Consider the following 18,894-nt stretch of genomic DNA (forward strand, 5'->3'; position numbering starts at 1 on the left):
GCGCCTAACGCGCGTCGTTCATGCGGGCAATCCTCCGCCGCACCGCCAGCACGTAGATCACCCCCGCAACGGCCGCGAAGAAGAACCATTGCACGGCATAGGCGAAGTGGTTGTTGGGCACGATCGTGATATCCGGCCGCGTGTTCCGCGCAAGGCCCGGAGGCGGCGCATCCGCCACGAGCAGAAGTTCGCGCGGCATATGATCGAACAGGCCGGCGATCAGCGGTCGTGCGTCCGGCGCGTGGCTTACCCAGCCCGAAACCTTGCCGCCGCTCCATTGCACCTTCGCATCGGGATCGCGCGTGGTGCCAAGTTGCACTTTCATCCCCGGGCCCTCCGCCCCGGTGCGACAATGGGCGATCAGGCGGTAGCCGGAATTCCCCGCCCCGGCGCGCTCGATGCTTGCGACCGACAGACAGAAACCGGTCGCACGACGAAACAGCAACGCGTCATCGGGGAAGCGCGGGAAAGCGATCGCAGGCTTGCCGGGGTTGGCCGCAAGCTGCGCCAGTTGCGCTTCCTTTTCCGGCAGCCGGATCAGGAGCTGCCACAGGCCAAGCCCGATCATCGCCGCCACCGCGAGCGCGACCAGGATCGTGGGCATTACCGGCCAACGCGTCATTGCTTCAATCGCCCCTCATGCGCGGCATTGCGATATTCGAGTGCGATCAGCCAGCCCTTGGCCAGGCGCAGGCTGAACACCACGCCACCAAGCGTCACGGGGGTCCATAGCAGAAGCTGAACCCACAACGGCGGCTCGATCGTCAGCTCCAGCGCCACCGCGCCGATCACGACAAGCGTTCCCAGGATCAGCGTCAGGAACGCCGCCGGTCCGTCGCCAACGTTGAACGCGGCATAGTCCAACCAGCATATGCGACACCGATCGGCAAACTTCACCCAGCCCGCGAACAACGTCCTGCCGCCGCAACGCGGACAGACCCCCCTGAACCCACAATCGAAAGGGCGCGGCGAGATCGTTCCCGCCGCGCCCGCTTGTCCGTTATCCTCGGATCGCGAACCGGCGGGCGAATCCGCCGGTCCCGAACCGCTCTCAGCATCACCCACCGTGAACCGGCGCGCCCCAGCCGCCCCAGACGTAGATGGCGACGAACAGGAACAGCCACACCACGTCGACGAAATGCCAGTACCAGGCCGCCGCCTCGAAGCCGAAATGCTGCCGCGGCGTGAAATCGCCCTTGTATGCGCGGATAAGGCACACGGTGAGGAAGATCGTGCCGATGATGACATGGAAGCCGTGGAAACCGGTCGCCATGAAGAAGGCCGCGCCATAGTTCAGCCCCTTGAACGGGAACGGCGCGTGAATGTACTCATAGGCCTGGATCGACGAGAAGATCAGGCCGAGCACGATCGTCAGCCACAAGCCCTTGAGCACGCTGTCGCGATTGCCGACGCCGAGCAGGCCCCACAGGCCGACCTTTTCGCCGCCGCGCTGATTGTGGATCAGCGCATGGTGCGCCCAGGTGACCGTCGTTCCGCTGGTCAGCAGGATCAGTGTGTTGAGCAGCGGGAATTCGAAGGCGTTGATGACCTCCAGCCCCTTCGGCGGCCACTGAGCGGCGATCGCCGCGGCGCCATCGGCCGCATGCTCGACCTGCCCGTTGACGAAGCTGATTGCGGCGGGAAACAGCGCGAAATCGAAATAGGCCCAGAACCAGCCGACGAAGAACATCACTTCAGAGGCGATGAACAGGATCATGCCATAGCGGAAGTGAAGCTGCACCACCGGCGTATGGTCGCCCGCGTGCGCTTCCTTGATGACATTGCGCCACCAGCAGAACATCGTGAACAGCACCGCGAACAGCCCGGCGAAGAACAGGAAGCCGCCACCGTTGGGCTTGCCCACATGCCCGCCGTGCATCCACATGATGCCGCCCGCGGCCATCGCGAGCGCGGCGAACGATCCGATCAGCGGCCACGGATCGGGTGGCAGGATGTGATAATCGTGGTTCTTCGCGCCGGCCATTCGTTACGTTCCCTGTTCCTAAGTGGCTGGTTCTCTAGCTTGAGGTTTTCCCGGAATCCACCGGGTAAAATGTATAGCTGAGCGTGATCGTCTCGACATCCCTGGTATCGGGATCGGTCAGGATCTTCGGATCGACGAAGAAGATCACCGGCATTCGCACCGTCTCACCCGGCTTCAGCGTCTGCTGCGTGAAGCAGAAACACTCGATCTTCGTGAAATACTTTCCCGCCTGATATGGCGTTACGTTATACGTGGCGGTGCCAGTGATCGGCACCGCGGCGCGATTGGTGGCGGTGAAGAACGCCATGTCACGCGCGCCGACCTTCACGGTCTCGCTGCCCTGCTCCGGCGTGAAGCGCCATGGCAGATGCGTGCTGGTGTTGGCGTCGAAATCGATGCGGATCGCGCGATCCACCGCGCCCGGCGCCGCCAGCCCGCGTTGCGTGGTGCCGTTGAGGCCGGTCGCCTGGCAGAACAAGCGGTAAAGCGGCACGCTGGCAAAGGCGAGCCCGGTCATGAAGCAGATGCCGAGTACCGCCAGCAGCGCGGTGCGGGTGGTGCGCGCGACCCTCACCGCGCCACCATCCCCGCCTTGATCTTGACGATCGTGATGGCGAACACCAGCACGACGAACGCGCCAAGCAGCAGCCCCATCACGATCGCGCGGCCCTTCTGCCGCTGCCGGATCAGCTTTTCATCTTCGCTATTCATGCCATCCACCGGTCTGTCACCAGCGCGCCGAACACGACGAACAGGTAGAGGATCGAAAATTTGAACAGGGCCTTTTCAGGCTTCATCGCATCGTCGGGCTCGGCGGTGCGCGTCGCCACGCGCAGCGCGAGCCAGCCGAACCACGCCGTCATCACCACCGACACCAGCCCGTACACCTCACCCGAAAGCCCGAGCGGCCACGGCAGCACCGCAGCAACGGCCATCGGGATCGTATACAGCCCGATCTGGCGCCGCGTCGTCCGCTCGCCCGCCACAACCGGCAGCATCGGGATTCCGGCATTGGCGTAATCGGTCTTCACGAACAGCGCGAGCGCCCAGAAATGCGGCGGCGTCCACAAAAAGACGAGCAGGAACATCAGTACCGGCAGCAGCGCGATATGCCCTGTCGCCGCCGCCCAGCCGATCAGCGGCGGGAACGCGCCCGCCGCACCGCCGATCACGATGTTCTGCGGCGTGCGCGGCTTCAGCCACACGGTGTAGATCAGCACGTAGAACAGGATCGATGCCGCCAGTATCGCAGCCGCCAGCACGTTGAGCGCCAACCCCATCAGGATCACCGCGAACGCGCCGAGGCCGACACCAAAATGAAGCGCCGCCTGCCGATCCATCCGCCCGGCGGGCAGCGGCCGCGCGGCGGTGCGTCGCATCACGGCATCGATATCCGCTTCATACCATTGATTGAGCGCGCCTGCCGCCCCGGCCGCGAGCGCGATGCACAGGATCGCGGTGAAGCCGAGCACGGGATGGACGCGATGCCCGTCGATCGAGGGCGCGGCAAGCAGCCCGCACAGCCCGGTGTAAACGACGAGCGTCATCACCCGGGGCTTGGTCAGCGCCAGGAAATCCCGCCAATGTGCTGGCGGCAGAAGGGGAGAGGCGGTGCTCATGCTGGTCTGCGCGGGCCATAGCTTGTCGCGCGGCGCGGGGGAAGGGCGGGATGTCGATGGCGTCGATGCGGCGTTCGTGGCAAGTGCCGATCCAGCCAAGCGGCCATTCATCCTGCTTTTGCGGGCTGGGACTGCCGGGAACCGCGCCCATCGCCATAAGCGACGATCGTCGCACCGCCAATGACCGGCCGACCCTTATGCCATTATTGGGAGCGATGAGCGCGACCGCGACAACCGTGCGCGCCGGCCATTTTCCTATCGCGCCCCGCCGGGCACCCACAGCACATCGCCATCAGCGCGAAGGTTCACCGCACGGCAGGCGACGAACAGAAAGTCCGACAGGCGGTTAAGGTAGATCAACGCCTGCGGATTGGCGCCACCGTCGATCCCGACCGCCGATCGCTCCGCCCGTCGCGTGATCGCGCGGGCAAGGTGCAGCGCGGCGGCCGCGCCGCCCGGCAGGACGAAGCTGCGCAGCGGTTCCAGCGCCGCATTCATCTCATCGATCTCTGCCTCGAGCCGCTCGACCTGCGCGGGATCGATGCGCAGCGTCATCTCGGTCGGCGTGAAATCCTCACCGGGCGTAGCGAGATCGGCGCCGAGATCGAACAGGTCGTTCTGGATACGCAGCAGTGCCGCGCGCAACGCCGGATCGTCGATAGTGGCGATCGCGACGCCGATCGCGGAGTTCGCCTCGTCCACATCGCCGATCGCCTGCATGCGCGGATCGGTCTTGGCGACGCGGCTGCCATCGACCAGCCCGGTTGTCCCCGCATCGCCGGTGCGGGTGTAGATCTTGTTGAGCTTTACCATCGTCAATCCTCACGGCGCCGCCATCGACCGGGCTTCGGCGGCGGCGTCAGTCCATAACGGCGCGCGGGCCGCAGGCCGGCAACGCTGTTAAAATCTTACGTCCGCCCCATCGCGAACAGCAGCACGACGCAGATCAGGATCGCCAGCGCCTGAAAAAGGATGCGCTGCTGCATCATGCGGTTCGATTTGAGCTGGCTGGCGGTGGGGCCTGAGCCCACCTCGCCGCGCGCCTCCGCGCTCGCACCCTGAAGAAATGTAATGACGCCGCGCAAGAGCGCGACCACCGTGGCGATCATCGCTGCCACCAGCAGAATGACGAGGAAGATCTTCATGCTCGCTTCCTACGCCGTCACGATCCCGTTGGGAAGCCGCCCGCTCCGCAGCATCTCGGCCAGCACTCGCCCGTCCGCCCCGCCCTCGCGCATCGCCGCGAGCGTCGGGCTGCCGTGCCGTTTGGCGAGGCGCTCGCCATCGGCGCCGGCAAGCAGATCATGGTGGTGCCACGCAGGCACAGGCAAATCGAGCAATGCCTGCAACAGCCGGTGGACATGCGTGGCGGCAAACAGATCCCGCCCACGCACCACGTCCGTCACGCCCTGCGCCGCATCGTCGATCGTCACCGCGAGGTGATAGCTTGCCGGCGCGTCCTTGCGCGCGAGCACCACGTCACCCGCCGACAGCGGATCGGCCGCGATCGGCGCGCCATGATCGGCCCAGACCATCGGCCCGGCGAGCGCCGCCGCCTTCGCCATGTCGATCCGCCAGCAATGCGGCTCGTGCATTCGTCCGTCCGCGTCCAGCCCGCGACAGGTGCCGGGGTACAGCGGCTCCGGCCCATGCGGCGCGGCAAGGCTGGCGGCGGCGGAGATCTCCGCCCGCGTGCAGAAACAGGGGTAGAGCAAACCGCGCGCGCGCAACCGATCCAGCGCGTTTGCATAGAGGTCCAGTCGCCGCGACTGGAACACGACCTCCCCGTCCCACTCCAGCCCCAGCCAGCGCAGATCCTCGATGATCGCGGTGACATGCTCGCGGCGGCTGCGCGTGCCGTCGATATCCTCGATCCGCAAAAGGAAACGCCCGCCCCGCTCCCGCGCAAGGTCATGCGCTCGGATGGCGGACCATGCATGGCCGAGATGCAGTTGGCCGGTCGGCGATGGGGCGAAACGCGTGACGATCACGCACGCCATTTGGCGCTGACGCGCGGTTCCGGCAATCCTGACCAGCAAGCCGCCCGGGCTGTAAAGCTGTCATAATGATTGCGTAACTTACGTAAAATGCGAAACTGTTTGTGCCGAATCGGGGGAGCGGCGCTTGGGGGCAGTGGAAGTTCTGGCGTGGATCGATGCGGCGACCCGTGAGGTCACGCTGTTCGCCGCCGCTGGCTTCCTGATCGGGGGCGTCGATGATCTGTTGATCGATCTTGTGTGGCTCGTCCGGCGCCTCGTCCACGGCAGCGACGCCCCCGTGCTGGACGAACTCACCTCGCCCGCCGTCCCGCATCGCTTCGCGATCCTGGTGCCGGCGTGGGATGAAAGCGCGGTGATCGGCGCGATGTTGCGCGCGACGCTGGCGCGGCTCGATCATCCCGATTTCTGCATCCTGGTCGGCTGCTATCCCAACGACAGCGCCACCATCGGCGAGGTGGCGGCAGTCGCTGCGCAGGATTCGCGTGTGACGCTGGTGGTGGGAGACCGCCCCGGCCCGACAACCAAGGCCGATTGCCTCAACACGCTGTGGCGCGCGCTGGGGCGAAGCGGCGCGCCGGTCGATGCGATCGTCCTCCATGATGCGGAGGACGTGGTGCACCCGGCCGAACTTCGCCTGTTCGACGCACTGATCGATACGCACGCCGCCGTGCAAATCCCGGTACTGCCACTCCCACGCCCTGAATCGCCGCTGGTGGCCGGCCATTACATCGACGAATTCGCCGAGGCGCACGGCAAATCTCTGGTCGTGCGCACCGCGCTGAAGGCCGGCCTGCCGTTCGCCGGGGTCGGCTGCGCGATCCGCCGCGACGCGCTTGCCGCCATCACCACCGATCATGGCGCACCGTTCGACGCCGGGAGCCTCGTCGAGGATTACGAACTTGGCCTGCGCCTCGCCGCTGCGGGCCATGCCGCGCATTTCGCGCGGGTGCGGGAGCACGCTGGCGGCGCGGTTATCTCGGTGCGCGAATATTTCCCTTCGACCATCGGCGCGGCGGTGCGGCAGAAGGCCCGGTGGATGACGGGGATCGCGCTCGCCGGATGGGACCGCCTTGGCTGGGGGCGGATGCGTGATCTCGGCGATCACTGGATGCGCGTTCGAGATCGGCGCGCGACATTGGCGGTGATCGTTCTGGCCGCCGGCTATGCCGCATTGCTCGGCTGGGCAGTGTCGGCGACCGGCCACGCCCTGACGCACTCCCCGCTGCCGAATCCAGGCGCGCCGCTGGCGACCATCCTCACCATCAATCTTGCGCTGCTGCTGTGGCGCGCGGCATGGCGGATCGGCTTTACCGCGCACAATTATGGCTGGCGGGAGGCACGCTGGGCACCGTTACGGATGATCGCCGGCAATCTGATCGCACTGCTCGCGGCGCGGCGGGCGGCGATCCGCTATGCCGCGCTGCTCGCTGGCCGCGCGCCGCAGTGGGACAAGACCGCCCACGCCTTCCCCGCCAGTCTCGGCGGAACCGGGCGGTGATCGGCGAAAGCCGCCCGCTGCGCTTCGTGATGGCGATTGTCGGCGGGTGGATTGGCGTGCGCGTCGCGATCCTGTGGCCGGCGGAAGAGCCAGTGGCTGCGCTTGTCGCCGCCGCCGCGCCTCAGCTGATCGGCGCGCCCGCCGCCGATGCCGGGCCCTTCGCGCCGGCGGCGGCGGCGATCGATCGCGGCGAACCTATCGCGCGCGCCGGATGGACGCGACCGGCCCTGGCACCTGCGTCGCGACAGGGGGAGCCGCTGCTCACGCTCGCGCTCACCGCGCCCGCCCCGGTGGAGGCGATTGCGGATTCCGCACGGCTGAACGCGCCGCAACCGGGCGAAGCGATCGGTGCACCATTGCCGCCGCCCGATCGCGGTGCTGGCTCACGGCTCTCCGCCAGCGCCTGGCTGATCGCGCGCGGCGCGGGCGCGGCGGCGCAATTTTCCCCGCAACTCGGCGGCAGCCAGGCCGGCGCGCGATTGACCTATGCGCTGGGCGATTCGCGCCGCCTTTCCGTTGCGGCGCGGATATCCTCGGCACTGGCGGTGCGCCAACGCGAAGCGGCGATCGGGCTGGACTGGCGGCCCACCGCCCTGCCGATCCACCTTTTCGCCGAACAACGTATCGCACTCGCCGGTTCGCGCGGTGGCCCGGCTGCCGGCGTTATCGCCGGCCTGCCGCCAAAGCCCATCGCGGCCGGCTTCGCACTGGAAGGATACGGCCAGGCAGGCGTGATCGCGCGCGACGGGGGCGAAGCGTTCGTCGACGGTGCGGCGCATCTGCGGCGCCGCGTCGCAAAGATCGGCACGGCGCGCGTCGAGCTTGGTCTGGGCGCCTGGGGTGGCGCGCAGCGCGGCGCATCACGATTCGATGTCGGCCCGGCGGCGAGCATCGCCATTCCCGCCGCCCTTCCGCTTCGCGTTTCGCTGGAATGGCGGCAGCGCGTCGCGGGGGACGCGCGGCCGGAATCCGGCCCCGCGCTGTCGATCGGCGCGGATTTCTAGCGCCCGATCTTCCGCTCCGCCCGCGAAACGCTTACCGCTCGCGCATGGACCTGTATCTGCCGATCGCCAATCTTTCGGTGAACGCGCTTGTCATCATCGCGCTGGGCGCGGGGGTCGGGCTGCTATCGGGCATGTTCGGCGTGGGCGGCGGATTCCTCACCACGCCGCTGCTGATCGTCTATGGCATTCCGCCGACCGTCGCGGCCGCCAGCGCAGCGAGCCAGGTGACGGGCGCAAGCGTCTCGGGCGTGTTCGCGTATTTTCGCCGCGACGGCGTGGATCTGAAGATGGGCGGTGTGCTCGTCGCGGGCGGCATCGTCGGCTCGCTACTGGGCGCGTGGCTGTTCCGCCTGCTGCAATCCGCGGGACAGATCGATACGACGATCGCGATCACCTATGTGCTCCTGCTCGGCACGATCGGCGGGCTGATGCTGAAGGAATCGATCGAGGCGATTCGCATCGTCCACGGCAAGGCGGCGGCGCGGCCCAGGCGGCGGCGGCATCACCCGCTGGTCGCCAGCCTGCCGTTCCGCATGCGCTTTTATCGTTCGGGCCTTTATATCTCGCCGCTCGCGCCGCTGCTGCTGGGCGTGGCGACGGGTATATTGACGATCCTGCTTGGGATCGGCGGTGGCTTCGTGCTGGTGCCGGCGATGATCTATCTGCTCGGCATGGCGACGCAGGTGGTCGTCGGCACCTCGCTGTTCCAGATCCTGTTCGTCACCGCCGCGGCGACAATGGTCCACGCCACCACCACAAAGGCGGTGGATATCGTGCTTGCCGCACTGCTGCTGCTCGGGTCGGTCGCCGGGGCGCAGGTCGGCGCGCGCTTCGCGGAAAAGGCGCGGCCGGAATACCTGCGCCTCGCGCTGGCGATCATCGTGCTGCTGGTCGCGATCCGGATCGGCGTGGGGCTGGGGTGGAAGCCGGACGAGATCTACACGGTCGAGCTGTCGTGAAGCGCTGGGCGATCGGCCTGGCGCTCGCCGCGCCGCTGGTGATGGCCGAGGCCAAGCCGGTGCTGGTGCCCGACGTGTCGCAGCGCGAGATCGAGATCGCCTACAGCTTCACCGGGGCGGAACTGCTGCTGTTCGGCGCGATCCTCCTGCCGCCCGGCGAACCCCGCGCCGATGCACGCCACCCGATCGACGTGGTGGTGGTGGTGAAAGGGCCGGTCGAATCGATCACGATCCGCGAGAAGGAGAAGGTCGCCGGCATCTGGGTGAACGCCGATCGCCTGCGCTACAGTTCTGCGCCGAGCTTCTACGCGATCGCCTCGTCCCGCCCGATCCGCGATCTCGTCGACGATCGGACGCGCGCGATCTACGAGCTGGGGCTGGACAGTCTCCAGCTCTCCCCCACCTCCTCCGCGCCATCCGACGTGCAGGATCGCTTTACCAACGGGCTGGTCGATCTTCGCTCGCGCAACGGGCTTTATTACGAGGCGCCGCGCGCCGTGGAGATCACCGACGGCGTGCTCTATCGCGCCAGGATGAAAATCCCGGCCCGCGTTCCTGTCGGGCGCTTCACCGCCGAGACCTTCCTGATCCGCGACGGCAAGGTGCTGGGCGCGGCGGTGCGCGACATCGACGTGCGCAAATCGGGCTTCGAGCGCTTCGTGGCGCGCGCGGCGGACAAATCATCGTTTCTGTACGGCGTCACGGCGGTGGCGCTGTCGGTGCTGCTCGGCTGGGGGGCTGGGGTGATCGCGCGCCGCGTTTGACGGGCGGCGCGCAACCTCACCGTTAATTTACCAAATTGGGCGATGATTCCCAGGTTCTATCGACCCGTGGGATCTACCGCATGACCGAGATGCCGGCGCCTGGCGCCTTCACGAACACCCGGCCCGAGGCGCCGCACGTTCCTTCCGCGCTGCCAGAGCCGATCGGGATCGTGCTGGAGATCGGCGGCTCTTCCAGCAAGGTGATGCTGGATATGGCGGCGCTGGCGAGCTTCGCCACGCATCCCGATCCGGTAGTGGCCGTCGCGGGACAGGTCGGCAGCCAGATCAAGGTGCCGGTCGGATCGAACTGGCTGATCGCCAACGTGCGCTCGCTGAAGCTCGACGATCTCGATAGCGGGCGGATCATCGCGACGATCGATTTCCTCGGCGAAGGCGGCGAAGAGAAGCTCACGCGCAAGCTCTATCACTTCCGGCGCGGCGTCACCCGCTATCCGACTCCGGGCGCGGAGGTGTTCCCCGTGACGCAGGCGGATCTGCGCCAGGTCTATGCCGCCGATGACCGCGCCTCGATCGAGGTCGGCTCGGTGTACCCGACGCGCGACATTCGCGGTGCGCTGTTCATCGATGCGTTGCTCGGCAAACATTTCGCCTTGCTCGGTTCGACCGGCACCGGCAAATCGACCTCCGCCGCGCTGATCCTGCACCGCATCTGCGAAGCCGCGCCGCACGGCCATGTCGTTATGATCGATCCGCACGGCGAATATTCCGCCGCCTTCCGCACCAACGGCGCGCTCTATGACGTGTCGAACCTGCAGATGCCGTACTGGCTGATGAACTTCGAGGAACATTGCGAGGTGTTCCTCACCAGCGAAGGCGCCGACCGGCAGCTTGATGCCGACATTCTCGCCAAATGCCTGCTTGCTGCACGCGCCAAGAGCCGCGTCGGACAGACCATTCCGAAGCTAACGGTGGACGCGCCGGTGCCCTATCTGCTGAGCGACCTTACCGCGCAGATCCAGGCCGAGATGGGCAAGATGGACAAGGCGAGCAGCAGCGCCCCCTATCTCCGCGTCAAATCCAAGATCGAGGAGATCAAGGCCGATCCGCGCTACAGCTTCATGTTCTCCGGCATGCTGGTGGGCGACACGATGGCGAATTTCATCGCCCGCGTGTTCCGCCTCCCGGGAGATGGCAAGCCGATCTCGATCATCGACGTGTCGGGCGTGCCAAGCGAGATCACCTCGGTGGTGGTGGCGATGCTCAGCCGCATGGTATTCGATTTCGCGATCTGGTCACGCAACGAGCCGCAGCGGCCGATCCTGCTCGTCTGCGAGGAGGCGCACCGCTACATACCGTCTGACCGCGACGCCAGCAGCTCCGTCTCGCGCATCCTGGGACGCATCGCCAAAGAAGGTCGTAAGTACGGCGTCTCTCTCGGCCTTATCACGCAGCGCCCGTCCGATCTTGCGGAGGGCGTATTGTCGCAATGCGGCACGATCATCGCCATGCGCCTCAACAACGATCGCGACCAGGCGTTCGTCCGCGCCGCGATGCCGGAGGGCGCGCGCGGCTTCCTCGATTCGATCCCGGCGCTGCGCAATCGCGAATGCGTGATCTGCGGCGAAGGTGTCGCAATCCCGATCCGCGTCGCCTTCGACACGCTGGAAGAGGAGCGTCGCCCTGCCTCCGCCGACCCGCTCTTCTCCCAGTTATGGAAGGAGGTCGGCCACGAGGAGGAGATCATCGAGCGCACCATCCAGAAATGGCGCGTGCAGGGGAAATAAGGACGAAAACCGCGGGCGGCCGTTGCGCCGCACGGATCAATGCGCCGGTGCGGTCGCCAGCAGAGTCGCCACTTTCGATTTGAATTCGCGCAACGCCTTGCCGGAAAGCACGGCGACACTCGACAGCGAGATGCTGCGCGGGTTCACCGATACGCCGTTCTTCCACACTTCCCAGTGCAGATGCGGCCCGGTGGACAGGCCGGTCGATCCGACATAGCCGATCACCTGGCCGCGCGCGACATGCTGACCCGCACGCACCGCGATCCGGCTCATATGGCCATAGCCGGTGGCGACGCCGCCCGGGTGGTTGAGCTTGACGAAATTGCCATAGCCGCCCGCACGCCCGGCCTGGGCGACCACGCCATCCACCGCCGCACGGATCGGGGCGCCATAGGGCGCGCCGATGTCCATGCCCTTGTGCATGCGCATGAAGCCGAGCAGCGGGTGGATGCGGTTGCCATAGGTGGAGGTGACATGGCCGGCGACGGGCATGCCCATCGCGCCGCGCTGCTCGCTCTGGCCCTTTGCATCCCACCATTGGCTGTTCTCGCCCCAGCGGACGAGCTGAACTTTCCTGCCACCCTGATCGAGGCCGGCGAACTGGAGCTGCCCGATCTGCACCTCACCGGTGGCGGCGCGCGCCTGCTCGGCGATGATGTCGAAACGGTCGTCGGCGTGCACGTCGCGGCCGATCGACACGCGCGAGGCGAGCGCCTTGATATACGCCTCCACCAGCCGGGCGGGTACGCCGGCGGCGCGCGCGGAGCGATAAAGGCTGGAGCCGACCCGGCCGGTCACACGCAGCGGCGTGTGATCGATCGCGATCGGGTGACGTTCCAGCGTCAGCGCGTCGCCGGCACGATTGAGCGTGAGGTTGAGGTCGAACTTCGCGCGGAACGCGAGCCGCTCGAGCGGGCGGGCCACGCGCTTGTCGGCGCGGCGGCCGAGGGTGAGATCCAGCACGGTGCCTGACGGGATATCATCGAGCGCCACCGCCTGCGCGATCAGCGTCGCGGCGGCGGCCGCATCGGCCCGGCCGACACCTGCGCGTTGCAACGCGGCGGCGAAACGGTCGCCGTCGGCCAGCGTCGCGGTAAGCTCGATCACCGGGCGCTCGGGCGTTTCGGCGAGCGGGCGCACGAGGTCGCTCGCCGCCATCCGCCGCCCTGTGCCGCCGCCGAGCCCGAGCGGCGCGATCGCCAGCGGTCGCGCCTCTTCCCAGGCCGCGCCGGCCAGCGGGGCTGACTCATGCCCCGGCACCGGGCGAATTCCCGGCGCGGTCAGGATCGCCGCGCCGCACAGCACGGAGCACGTCGCCAGTCCGCGCCACCAGGTAAGCGAGCCGATCTCGGCACCGAGATCCGGCACCCAGTCGATCCCGCCCAGCAACCCATGCAGCCGCTCGTAATGCGAACGCGGTTTTACCGGGACAAGCGCGCGGCCGAACGAACCGGCGCCGCCGGCCAGCTCAAGTCCAGGCTGTTCACGCAGAAACATCGCGAGGAGGTTTCCCCCAAAAAATCCACCGTCGCCGAGCCCCCGGCGCATCCCGATGCGGGGATGTAATCGGCAAGTTCTAAAGTCAAATTAGCCGCTGGAAACCGCAGGTTCCGATGCGGCGGGGCGTTCGCGCGCTGCGGCAAAGCGGCTCAAACTTGCATCCGCGCCCCGCCCCGCCGATGTAACATCCGACATGCGCGTTCCAGACAATGCCCGCATTACGGCGGTGCTCGGCCCAACCAACACCGGCAAGACCCATCTCGCCGTGGAGCGGATGGCGGCGCATTCCAGCGGCATGATCGGCTTCCCGCTGCGGTTGCTGGCACGCGAGGTCTATGACCGCGTGGTGGCGCTGAAGGGGGCGGAGCGGGTCGCGCTCATCACCGGCGAGGAACGCATCGTGCCGAAGGATGCCCGCTGGTTCCTGTGCACCGCCGAAAGCATGCCATCCGAGCGGGATACCGCCTTCGTCGCGCTGGACGAGGCGCAACTCGGAGCGGACCCGGAACGCGGGCATGTCTTCACCGAGCGGCTGCTTCATGCGCGCGGACGCGAGGAGACGATGATCCTCGGCTCGGCGTCGCTGCGCCCGGTGATCCGCCACCTCGTGCCAGAGGCGGAGATCGTCGAGCGGCCGCGCTTCTCGACGCTCAGCTATGCTGGCGCAAGGAAGATCAGCCGCCTGCCGCGCCGCTCCGCGATCGTCGCCTTCTCGGCGGAGGAGGTCTATGCCGTCGCCGAGATGCTGCGCCGACTGCGCGGCGGGGCGGCGGTGGTGATGGGCTCGCTCTCGCCGCGCACACGCAACGCGCAGGTGGCGATGTTTCAGGCGGGCGAGGTCGATTATCTCGTCGCCACCGACGCGATCGGCATGGGCCTCAACATGGATGTGGCGCATGTCGCCTTCGCGGGGCTGCACAAGTTCGACGGGCGCCGCCGCCGCCGGCTGACGATCGCCGAAATGGCACAGATCGCCGGCCGCGCCGGGCGGCATCAGCGCGACGGCACGTTCGGCGCGCTGGTGGAGGACGGCGCGGAAGCATTTCTGCCCGAAGAGGTGCTGGCGATCGAGGCGCACCGCTTTCCGCCGCTCGACGCACTGTACTGGCGCGAGGGGCGGCCCGATCTGTCCAGCCTCGATTCGCTCATCGCCTCGCTTTCGGCCCGGCCCGGCGATCCGATGCTGCGCGCCGCACCGGAAGCGATCGACCTTGCGGTGCTGCGCCGGCTGGCGGAGGATCCCGCGATCCGCGCCCGCGCGAAAGGGCAGGTGGCGCGGCTTTGGGCGGCGTGCGGCATTCCCGATTTCCAAAAGCTCGGCGCCGACAATCACGCCCGCTTCGTCTCGCGCATCTTCACCTATCTCGCGGATGGCCATATCCCGCATCAATGGTTCGCCGACGAGGTCGCGCGGCTTGATCGCGCCGATGGCGATGTGGAGACGCTGGCCGGGCGGCTCGCGGCGATCCGCACCTGGGCCTATATCGCGCAGCGCGGCGATTGGCTCGCCGATCCGGCGCATTGGGCGGCGCGCACGCTGGCGGTGGAGGAGCGTTTGTCCGACGCGCTCCATACCAGCCTGACCCAGCGCTTCGTCGACAAGCGCACCAGCGCGCTGATCCGCCAGATCGGCGGCGGCGCGGGCGCGCTGCCGGTGACGATCGAGGACAATGGCGATGTCTCGATCGACGTGCACCCGATCGGCCGGCTCGACGGCTTTCGCTTCATCGTCGCGCCGGAGGCGCGCGCGGCAGACAAGCGCCTCCTGCTCGCGACGGCCGAGAAGCGCCTCACGGTGGAGCGCGCGCGCCGCGCCCGCGCGGTGGTGGACGCGCCGGACGACGAACTCTCGATGCACGCGGGCGAGATACGCTGGCAGGGGCACGTGCTGGCCCGGATCGAGGCGGGCCGCTCGCTCGCTCGGCCGGGCGCGGTCCTCGACCCCGCGCTCGATTGCCTCGATGCCGGGTTGCGCCGCGAGGTGGGCGCACGGGTGCGTGGTTGGATCGCGGAGGCGATTCGCGATGCCCTTCCGTCGCTCGCGCGGCTGGCCGACCTGTCGCGCGACGAACAGGCGACCGCCGCGCTCCGCAGCATCGCCGGTGCGCTCGAGGCGGGCGCCGGGTTCGCCGAGCGCTTGCCGCTGCGCGCCGCGATCGACGCGCTTGCCGCCGCCGATCGCCACCGGCTCCGCAAAGCGGGGGTTACGATCGGCGCGCTCGATCTGTTCGACCCGCGCCTGCTCAAGCCGCGCGCCCAGCCGTGGCGGATCGCGCTGCTCGCCGCGCAGGGCACCGCGGGTGCGACGCCCCCCACCGGCGCCACCGCCGTGCCGCGCGATACGCCCGGCGCCTCCCTGGCGATGGGCTTCCGCCCGCTGGCGACGCAGGCGGTGCGCATCGATCTGGTCGAGCGGATCGCGCAGGCCGCGCACGAAGCCCGGAACGGACGCCAGCCCTTCGCCCCCGATCCCGCGCTCGCCACGTCGATGGGGCTGCATCCCGCGACGATCGCGCGGCTGATGACGGAGCTTGGCTTCCGCCCGGTGCAGGATGTGGAGGGCGCGACCGGCTGGCGCTGGCACGGCCGCCCGCAGCCCCGCCGTGCCGAACCCTTGCCGCCGCAGCCAGGCAATGCCTTCGCCGCCCTTGCCACACTGCGCCGTGGCTGACGTGACCGAGGCGATGCGGCTCGATCGCTTCCTGTGGTTTGCGCGGATCGTGAAGACGCGCAGCGCCGCGCAAGCGATGGCGAGTGACGGGCACCTGCGACTGAACGGTCGCGCCGTCGATCGCGCCGCCGCGCCGGTCCGCATCGGCTGCATCCTCACCTTCGCGCAGCACGGCCGCGTCCGCGTGCTGCGCGTCGAGGCGCTGCCGGCGCGGCGCGGCCCACCGGCGGAAGCGCGGGCCTGCTATCAGGAACTTCTCACTGATAACCATTCGCATCAAACGCCGGCAATTGACGACGCCGGTCGCGCAGCATAGCAGCGGGATAATTTCGTCCCAGGGGAGTTTTCCGGCAATGACCTACGTCGTCACCGACGCCTGCATCCGCTGCAAGTACATGGATTGCGTCGAGGTATGTCCGGTCGACTGTTTCTATGAGGGCGAGAACATGCTCGTCATCAATCCGAGCGAGTGCATCGATTGCGGCGTGTGCGAGCCGGAATGCCCCGCCGAGGCGATCCTTCCCGATACGGAGAGCGGGCTGGAAAAGTGGCTGGAGCTGAACAATACCTTCTCCGCGCAATGGCCCAACGTCACCCGCAAGGGCGATCAGACCCCGGAAGACGCCGACGAGCACAAGGGTGAAACCGGCAAGTTCGACAAATATTTCTCGGCGGAGCCCGGCGCGGGGGACTGAGACAGCCGGCGCGCGGGCGCCGAGACCATTGAGATCACGTGCAATGCATCCGCGCGTGAACCCCAGATGAGACAGGCCAGCATCACTGCCATGGTGATGCTGGCAATTTTATTACAGGCATGCTATATGCATCCACGGCGGTCGGAATCGAACCCGACGGCTACCGGAGATGTCCAATCCTTATCCTCTCGCAAAATCCTCGACGTGGCTTTCACCGCGCCGCGGGTGGCGGGATCATATCCTGACGAAAGGCCCCTAAATGGCTGCCAAGGCTCTGCATTTCGATGTCGGTGATTATGTCGTGTATCCCAAGCATGGGGTTGGCAGGGTCATCGAACTGCAGAAACAGGAAATCGCCGGCATGCAGCTCGAACTGTATGTTCTGCGCTTCGAAAAGGAGAAGATGACGCTCCGGGTTCCGACCAACAAGGCGGAATCGGTGGGCATGCGCAAGCTTTCGTCCGACAAGACGATGCGCGAGGCGATGGAAACGCTGAAGGGCAAGCCCAAGGTGAAGCGCACCATGTGGTCGCGCCGCGCGCAGGAATATGAAGCGAAGATCAACTCGGGCGACCTGGTGTCGATCGCCGAGGTGGTGCGCGACCTGTTCCGCGCTGACGACCAGCCGGAGCAGAGTTATTCCGAGCGCCAGATCTTCGAAGGAGCGACGAGCCGTCTCGCCCGCGAGCTCGCCGCGATGGAGCAGATCGACGAGCCGGCCGCACAGGAGAAGATCCTCGAGATACTTCGCGCCGCCGCGGCAATTTACAACAAGGACAAGACGCCCGCCTGATCGCCGGCGCCGTTGCGCAAAATCGAAAGGGGCGGCCGCCGGTCGCCCCTTTTTCGTTTACGGGCGTAATCGTTTGGTGTATTGAAAGCGCAATACACCAGGAGAATTCCCGATGCGCTTTCTGTCGCTTGCCCTGCTTCCACTTGCCGCGATCGCGATTGCCGCCCCCGCCGCTCCTTGGAGCAACGATCGCGGCCCCGGCATCGCTCCCCGGGAGGATGGCGGCGCCCTTTCCTACCCGGCAGACGGTTTCACTGCGATCGGCCTGGCGTTGCCGTCGCAGGTGAAGGTGCGGGTCGGCCCGGGTTTCTCGGTACGCGCGACCGGCCCGGCGCGGGCATTCGCCGATGTGCGGGTATTCCGCGACGGCACCACGCTGCAGATCGAGCCGCGCTATCGCAACCACCCTCGTGACGATCGCGCGCTGCGGGCGGTGCAGTTCGTGGTGACCATGCCGCGCATCGAGAGTGCGAGCATCGGCGGCAGCGGTTCGATCGCCGTCGATCGCGTGTCGGGCCCCCGCTTCGATGCGGCGGTCGGCGGCTCGGGGTCGCTCACCCTGGGCAATGTCGCGGTGGAGCGGCTGACCGGCTCGATCGGCGGGTCTGGCTCGATCGCGGCGGCAGGCAATGCTGGCGAAATCAAGGTGAACATCGGTGGATCCGGGCGGTTCGCCGGGGATCGTCTGCGCGCGCGCGCAGCCAGCGTATCGATCGCCGGATCGGGCGGGGTTCGGGCGCAGGTGGAGGGAGACGCCCGCGTGTCGATCGCCGGCAGCGGAGACGCCGATCTCGGCCCGCGTGCGCGCTGCACCGTCAGTCGCTCCGGCAGCGGCAAGGCGCGCTGCGGCGCATGATCCGATTGCTTGTCCCCCCTACGTGTGTTATTTCGATAATACACAGGAGGTCTCACATGCGCTATTTCACCCTCTTATTGCTCATGCCGCTCGCTGCCTGCGGCACCCTTCACGATGAGGATGCGACGGCGTCGATCCCGCCAAGCGGATCGGGATCGACCCGCGCCTATGCCGCGAGCGATTTCGCCGCGGTGCAGTTGCGCGGGCCGGATGACGTGGATGTGCGCGTCGGCTCGTCCTTCTCGGTCCGCGCCGAGGGCGATCCCAAGGTTCTCGATCACCTGCGCATCGTTCGCGATGGCGATGCGCTGCGCGTCGGCCGCAAGCAAAGCTGGCTCTCGTGGGGATCGGACACCAGGGCGAAGGTGTACATCACCATGCCGCGGATCGCGCGGGCGGGCCTGTCGGGTTCGGGCAACATGACGGTCGATCGCGTCGAGGGCGCGGCGTTCGATGGCAAGCTGTCCGGTTCGGGTGACATCACCATCGGCGCGGTAGCGGTGGACAATGCCAGCTTCTCGATCGCCGGATCGGGCGATATCGCCGCCACGCAAGGCACCGCGCGGCAGATCAAGGTCTCGATCGCCGGATCGGGCAATTTCGAGGGGAAGAATCTTTCCGCCAGTGCCGCGACGGTGGATGTCGCGGGATCGGGCAACGTCAGCGCGGCGGTCGATGGCGCGGCGAAGGTCTCCATCGCGGGCTCTGGCGATGTCGATCTCGGGCCGAAGGCGAAATGCAGTTCGCGCACGGCCGGCTCCGGCTCGGTGCGTTGCGGCGGGTAACGCCCGGGCTTGCGCGCGGAC

At 67.5% G+C, this 18,894-nt stretch carries 21 protein-coding genes; 11 read left to right on the forward strand and 10 right to left on the reverse strand.

Going from position 1 to position 18,894, the window contains the following annotated elements:
* Positions 1-4: 4 nt before the first annotated feature.
* The 9 genes from ACM61V_RS01870 to gluQRS all read right to left on the reverse strand — a co-directional run bounded on the left by ACM61V_RS01870 (position 5) and on the right by gluQRS (position 5,603).
* Positions 5-622 carry an SURF1 family cytochrome oxidase biogenesis protein gene (locus ACM61V_RS01870; protein WP_137785396.1) on the reverse strand — a complete coding sequence of 206 codons (618 nt, stop codon included), beginning with the start codon at positions 620-622 and terminating at the stop codon, positions 5-7.
* Positions 619-975: a DUF983 domain-containing protein gene (locus tag ACM61V_RS01875; protein ID WP_137785562.1), complete on the reverse strand. Its 357-nt coding sequence runs from the start codon at positions 973-975 to the stop codon at positions 619-621. The genes ACM61V_RS01870 and ACM61V_RS01875 overlap by 4 nt, the downstream gene beginning before the upstream one ends.
* A gap of 82 nt (positions 976-1,057) precedes the next feature.
* Complete coding sequence (locus ACM61V_RS01880; RefSeq protein WP_137785397.1) at positions 1,058-1,984, reverse strand: cytochrome c oxidase subunit 3; 927 nt, start codon at positions 1,982-1,984, stop codon at positions 1,058-1,060.
* Positions 1,985-2,018: 34 nt separating this feature from the next.
* The gene (locus ACM61V_RS01885) at positions 2,019-2,558 is read right to left on the reverse strand and encodes a cytochrome c oxidase assembly protein (RefSeq protein ID WP_137785398.1); all 540 of its coding nucleotides are present in this window, start codon (positions 2,556-2,558) and stop codon (positions 2,019-2,021) included.
* On the reverse strand, positions 2,555-2,695 hold the full coding sequence (locus ACM61V_RS01890; protein ID WP_171007464.1) for a hypothetical protein: 141 nt from the start codon (positions 2,693-2,695) through the stop codon (positions 2,555-2,557). The genes ACM61V_RS01885 and ACM61V_RS01890 overlap by 4 nt, the downstream gene beginning before the upstream one ends.
* Positions 2,692-3,603 (reverse strand): heme o synthase, encoded by a 912-nt coding sequence (locus ACM61V_RS01895; RefSeq protein ID WP_137785399.1) that lies wholly within the window; start codon positions 3,601-3,603, stop codon positions 2,692-2,694. Before ACM61V_RS01895 ends, ACM61V_RS01890 begins: the two co-directional genes overlap by 4 nt.
* Before the next feature lie 255 nt (positions 3,604-3,858).
* The gene (locus ACM61V_RS01900; RefSeq protein ID WP_137785400.1) at positions 3,859-4,416 is read right to left on the reverse strand and encodes a cob(I)yrinic acid a,c-diamide adenosyltransferase; all 558 of its coding nucleotides are present in this window, start codon (positions 4,414-4,416) and stop codon (positions 3,859-3,861) included.
* A gap of 95 nt (positions 4,417-4,511) precedes the next feature.
* Complete coding sequence (locus ACM61V_RS01905) at positions 4,512-4,748, reverse strand: twin transmembrane helix small protein (protein ID WP_137785401.1); 237 nt, start codon at positions 4,746-4,748, stop codon at positions 4,512-4,514.
* A gap of 9 nt (positions 4,749-4,757) precedes the next feature.
* On the reverse strand, positions 4,758-5,603 hold the full coding sequence (gene gluQRS, locus ACM61V_RS01910; protein WP_137785402.1) for a tRNA glutamyl-Q(34) synthetase GluQRS: 846 nt from the start codon (positions 5,601-5,603) through the stop codon (positions 4,758-4,760).
* Between the two features lie 133 nt (positions 5,604-5,736).
* Here gluQRS and ACM61V_RS01915 point away from each other — a divergent pair, with 133 nt between their 5' ends.
* The 5 genes from ACM61V_RS01915 (at position 5,737) to ACM61V_RS01935 (ending at position 11,573) form a co-directional block, all read left to right on the forward strand.
* Entirely contained in the window at positions 5,737-7,101 is a 1,365-nt protein-coding gene (locus tag ACM61V_RS01915) for a glycosyl transferase family protein (RefSeq protein WP_419714238.1), read from the forward strand.
* Positions 7,098-8,105 (forward strand): hypothetical protein, encoded by a 1,008-nt coding sequence (locus ACM61V_RS01920; protein WP_249341390.1) that lies wholly within the window; start codon positions 7,098-7,100, stop codon positions 8,103-8,105. Before ACM61V_RS01915 ends, ACM61V_RS01920 begins: the two co-directional genes overlap by 4 nt.
* Positions 8,106-8,149: 44 nt before the next feature.
* Entirely contained in the window at positions 8,150-9,064 is a 915-nt protein-coding gene (locus ACM61V_RS01925; protein WP_137785404.1) for a sulfite exporter TauE/SafE family protein, read from the forward strand.
* 41 nt (positions 9,065-9,105) lie between these two features.
* On the forward strand, positions 9,106-9,828 hold the full coding sequence (locus ACM61V_RS01930; RefSeq protein WP_137785564.1) for a TIGR02186 family protein: 723 nt from the start codon (positions 9,106-9,108) through the stop codon (positions 9,826-9,828).
* An 80-nt stretch (positions 9,829-9,908) separates the two neighbouring features.
* Entirely contained in the window at positions 9,909-11,573 is a 1,665-nt protein-coding gene (locus ACM61V_RS01935; protein ID WP_137785405.1) for an ATP-binding protein, read from the forward strand.
* Positions 11,574-11,609: 36 nt separating this feature from the next.
* Here the strand turns inward: ACM61V_RS01935 and ACM61V_RS01940 are convergent, their stop codons facing one another.
* Positions 11,610-13,070, reverse strand: coding sequence for a M23 family metallopeptidase (locus tag ACM61V_RS01940; RefSeq protein WP_137785406.1), 1,461 nt, complete (start codon positions 13,068-13,070; stop codon positions 11,610-11,612).
* A 196-nt stretch (positions 13,071-13,266) separates the two neighbouring features.
* On the opposite strand from ACM61V_RS01940, the gene ACM61V_RS01945 reads away from it, so the two are divergent.
* From ACM61V_RS01945 to ACM61V_RS01970, 6 genes are all read left to right on the forward strand, one after another.
* The gene (locus ACM61V_RS01945) at positions 13,267-15,744 is read left to right on the forward strand and encodes a helicase-related protein (protein WP_137785407.1); all 2,478 of its coding nucleotides are present in this window, start codon (positions 13,267-13,269) and stop codon (positions 15,742-15,744) included.
* A gap of 13 nt (positions 15,745-15,757) precedes the next feature.
* Positions 15,758-16,060 (forward strand): RNA-binding S4 domain-containing protein, encoded by a 303-nt coding sequence (locus ACM61V_RS01950; RefSeq protein ID WP_137785565.1) that lies wholly within the window; start codon positions 15,758-15,760, stop codon positions 16,058-16,060.
* A gap of 37 nt (positions 16,061-16,097) precedes the next feature.
* A complete protein-coding gene (gene fdxA / locus ACM61V_RS01955) occupies positions 16,098-16,439 on the forward strand; it encodes a ferredoxin FdxA (protein WP_137785408.1) in 342 nt (113 codons plus the stop codon).
* 259 nt (positions 16,440-16,698) lie between these two features.
* Positions 16,699-17,232, forward strand: a complete 534-nt coding sequence (locus ACM61V_RS01960) for a CarD family transcriptional regulator (RefSeq protein ID WP_137785409.1) — start codon at positions 16,699-16,701, stop codon at positions 17,230-17,232.
* Positions 17,233-17,344: 112 nt separating this feature from the next.
* On the forward strand, positions 17,345-18,088 hold the full coding sequence (locus ACM61V_RS01965) for a GIN domain-containing protein (RefSeq protein WP_137785410.1): 744 nt from the start codon (positions 17,345-17,347) through the stop codon (positions 18,086-18,088).
* A 56-nt stretch (positions 18,089-18,144) separates the two neighbouring features.
* On the forward strand, positions 18,145-18,873 hold the full coding sequence (locus ACM61V_RS01970) for a head GIN domain-containing protein (protein WP_137785411.1): 729 nt from the start codon (positions 18,145-18,147) through the stop codon (positions 18,871-18,873).
* Positions 18,874-18,894: the final 21 nt, after the last annotated feature.

This window comes from Sphingomonas sp. TX0543, assembly GCF_048565505.1.
Taxonomy (GTDB): domain Bacteria; phylum Pseudomonadota; class Alphaproteobacteria; order Sphingomonadales; family Sphingomonadaceae; genus Sphingomonas.

Bases quoted from the DNA above. Each gene is read 5' to 3' on its own strand.
- gluQRS (WP_137785402.1), bottom strand. From the start codon at position 5,603: ATGGCGTGCGTGATCGTCACGCGTTTCGCCCCATCGCCGACCGGCCAA.
- ACM61V_RS01930 (WP_137785564.1), top strand. From the start codon at position 9,106: ATGGCCGAGGCCAAGCCGGTGCTGGTGCCCGACGTGTCGCAGCGCGAG.
- ACM61V_RS01945 (WP_137785407.1), top strand. From the start codon at position 13,267: ATGCGCGTTCCAGACAATGCCCGCATTACGGCGGTGCTCGGCCCAACC.
- ACM61V_RS01890 (WP_171007464.1), bottom strand. From the start codon at position 2,695: ATGAATAGCGAAGATGAAAAGCTGATCCGGCAGCGGCAGAAGGGCCGC.
- ACM61V_RS01970 (WP_137785411.1), top strand. From the start codon at position 18,145: ATGCGCTATTTCACCCTCTTATTGCTCATGCCGCTCGCTGCCTGCGGC.
- ACM61V_RS01905 (WP_137785401.1), bottom strand. From the start codon at position 4,748: ATGAAGATCTTCCTCGTCATTCTGCTGGTGGCAGCGATGATCGCCACG.
- ACM61V_RS01925 (WP_137785404.1), top strand. From the start codon at position 8,150: ATGGACCTGTATCTGCCGATCGCCAATCTTTCGGTGAACGCGCTTGTC.
- ACM61V_RS01935 (WP_137785405.1), top strand. From the start codon at position 9,909: ATGACCGAGATGCCGGCGCCTGGCGCCTTCACGAACACCCGGCCCGAG.
- ACM61V_RS01870 (WP_137785396.1), bottom strand. From the start codon at position 622: ATGACGCGTTGGCCGGTAATGCCCACGATCCTGGTCGCGCTCGCGGTG.
- ACM61V_RS01960 (WP_137785409.1), top strand. From the start codon at position 16,699: ATGGCTGCCAAGGCTCTGCATTTCGATGTCGGTGATTATGTCGTGTAT.
- ACM61V_RS01900 (WP_137785400.1), bottom strand. From the start codon at position 4,416: ATGGTAAAGCTCAACAAGATCTACACCCGCACCGGCGATGCGGGGACA.
- ACM61V_RS01965 (WP_137785410.1), top strand. From the start codon at position 17,345: ATGCGCTTTCTGTCGCTTGCCCTGCTTCCACTTGCCGCGATCGCGATT.
- ACM61V_RS01880 (WP_137785397.1), bottom strand. From the start codon at position 1,984: ATGGCCGGCGCGAAGAACCACGATTATCACATCCTGCCACCCGATCCG.
- ACM61V_RS01895 (WP_137785399.1), bottom strand. From the start codon at position 3,603: ATGAGCACCGCCTCTCCCCTTCTGCCGCCAGCACATTGGCGGGATTTC.
- fdxA (WP_137785408.1), top strand. From the start codon at position 16,098: ATGACCTACGTCGTCACCGACGCCTGCATCCGCTGCAAGTACATGGAT.
- ACM61V_RS01950 (WP_137785565.1), top strand. From the start codon at position 15,758: ATGCGGCTCGATCGCTTCCTGTGGTTTGCGCGGATCGTGAAGACGCGC.
- ACM61V_RS01940 (WP_137785406.1), bottom strand. From the start codon at position 13,070: ATGTTTCTGCGTGAACAGCCTGGACTTGAGCTGGCCGGCGGCGCCGGT.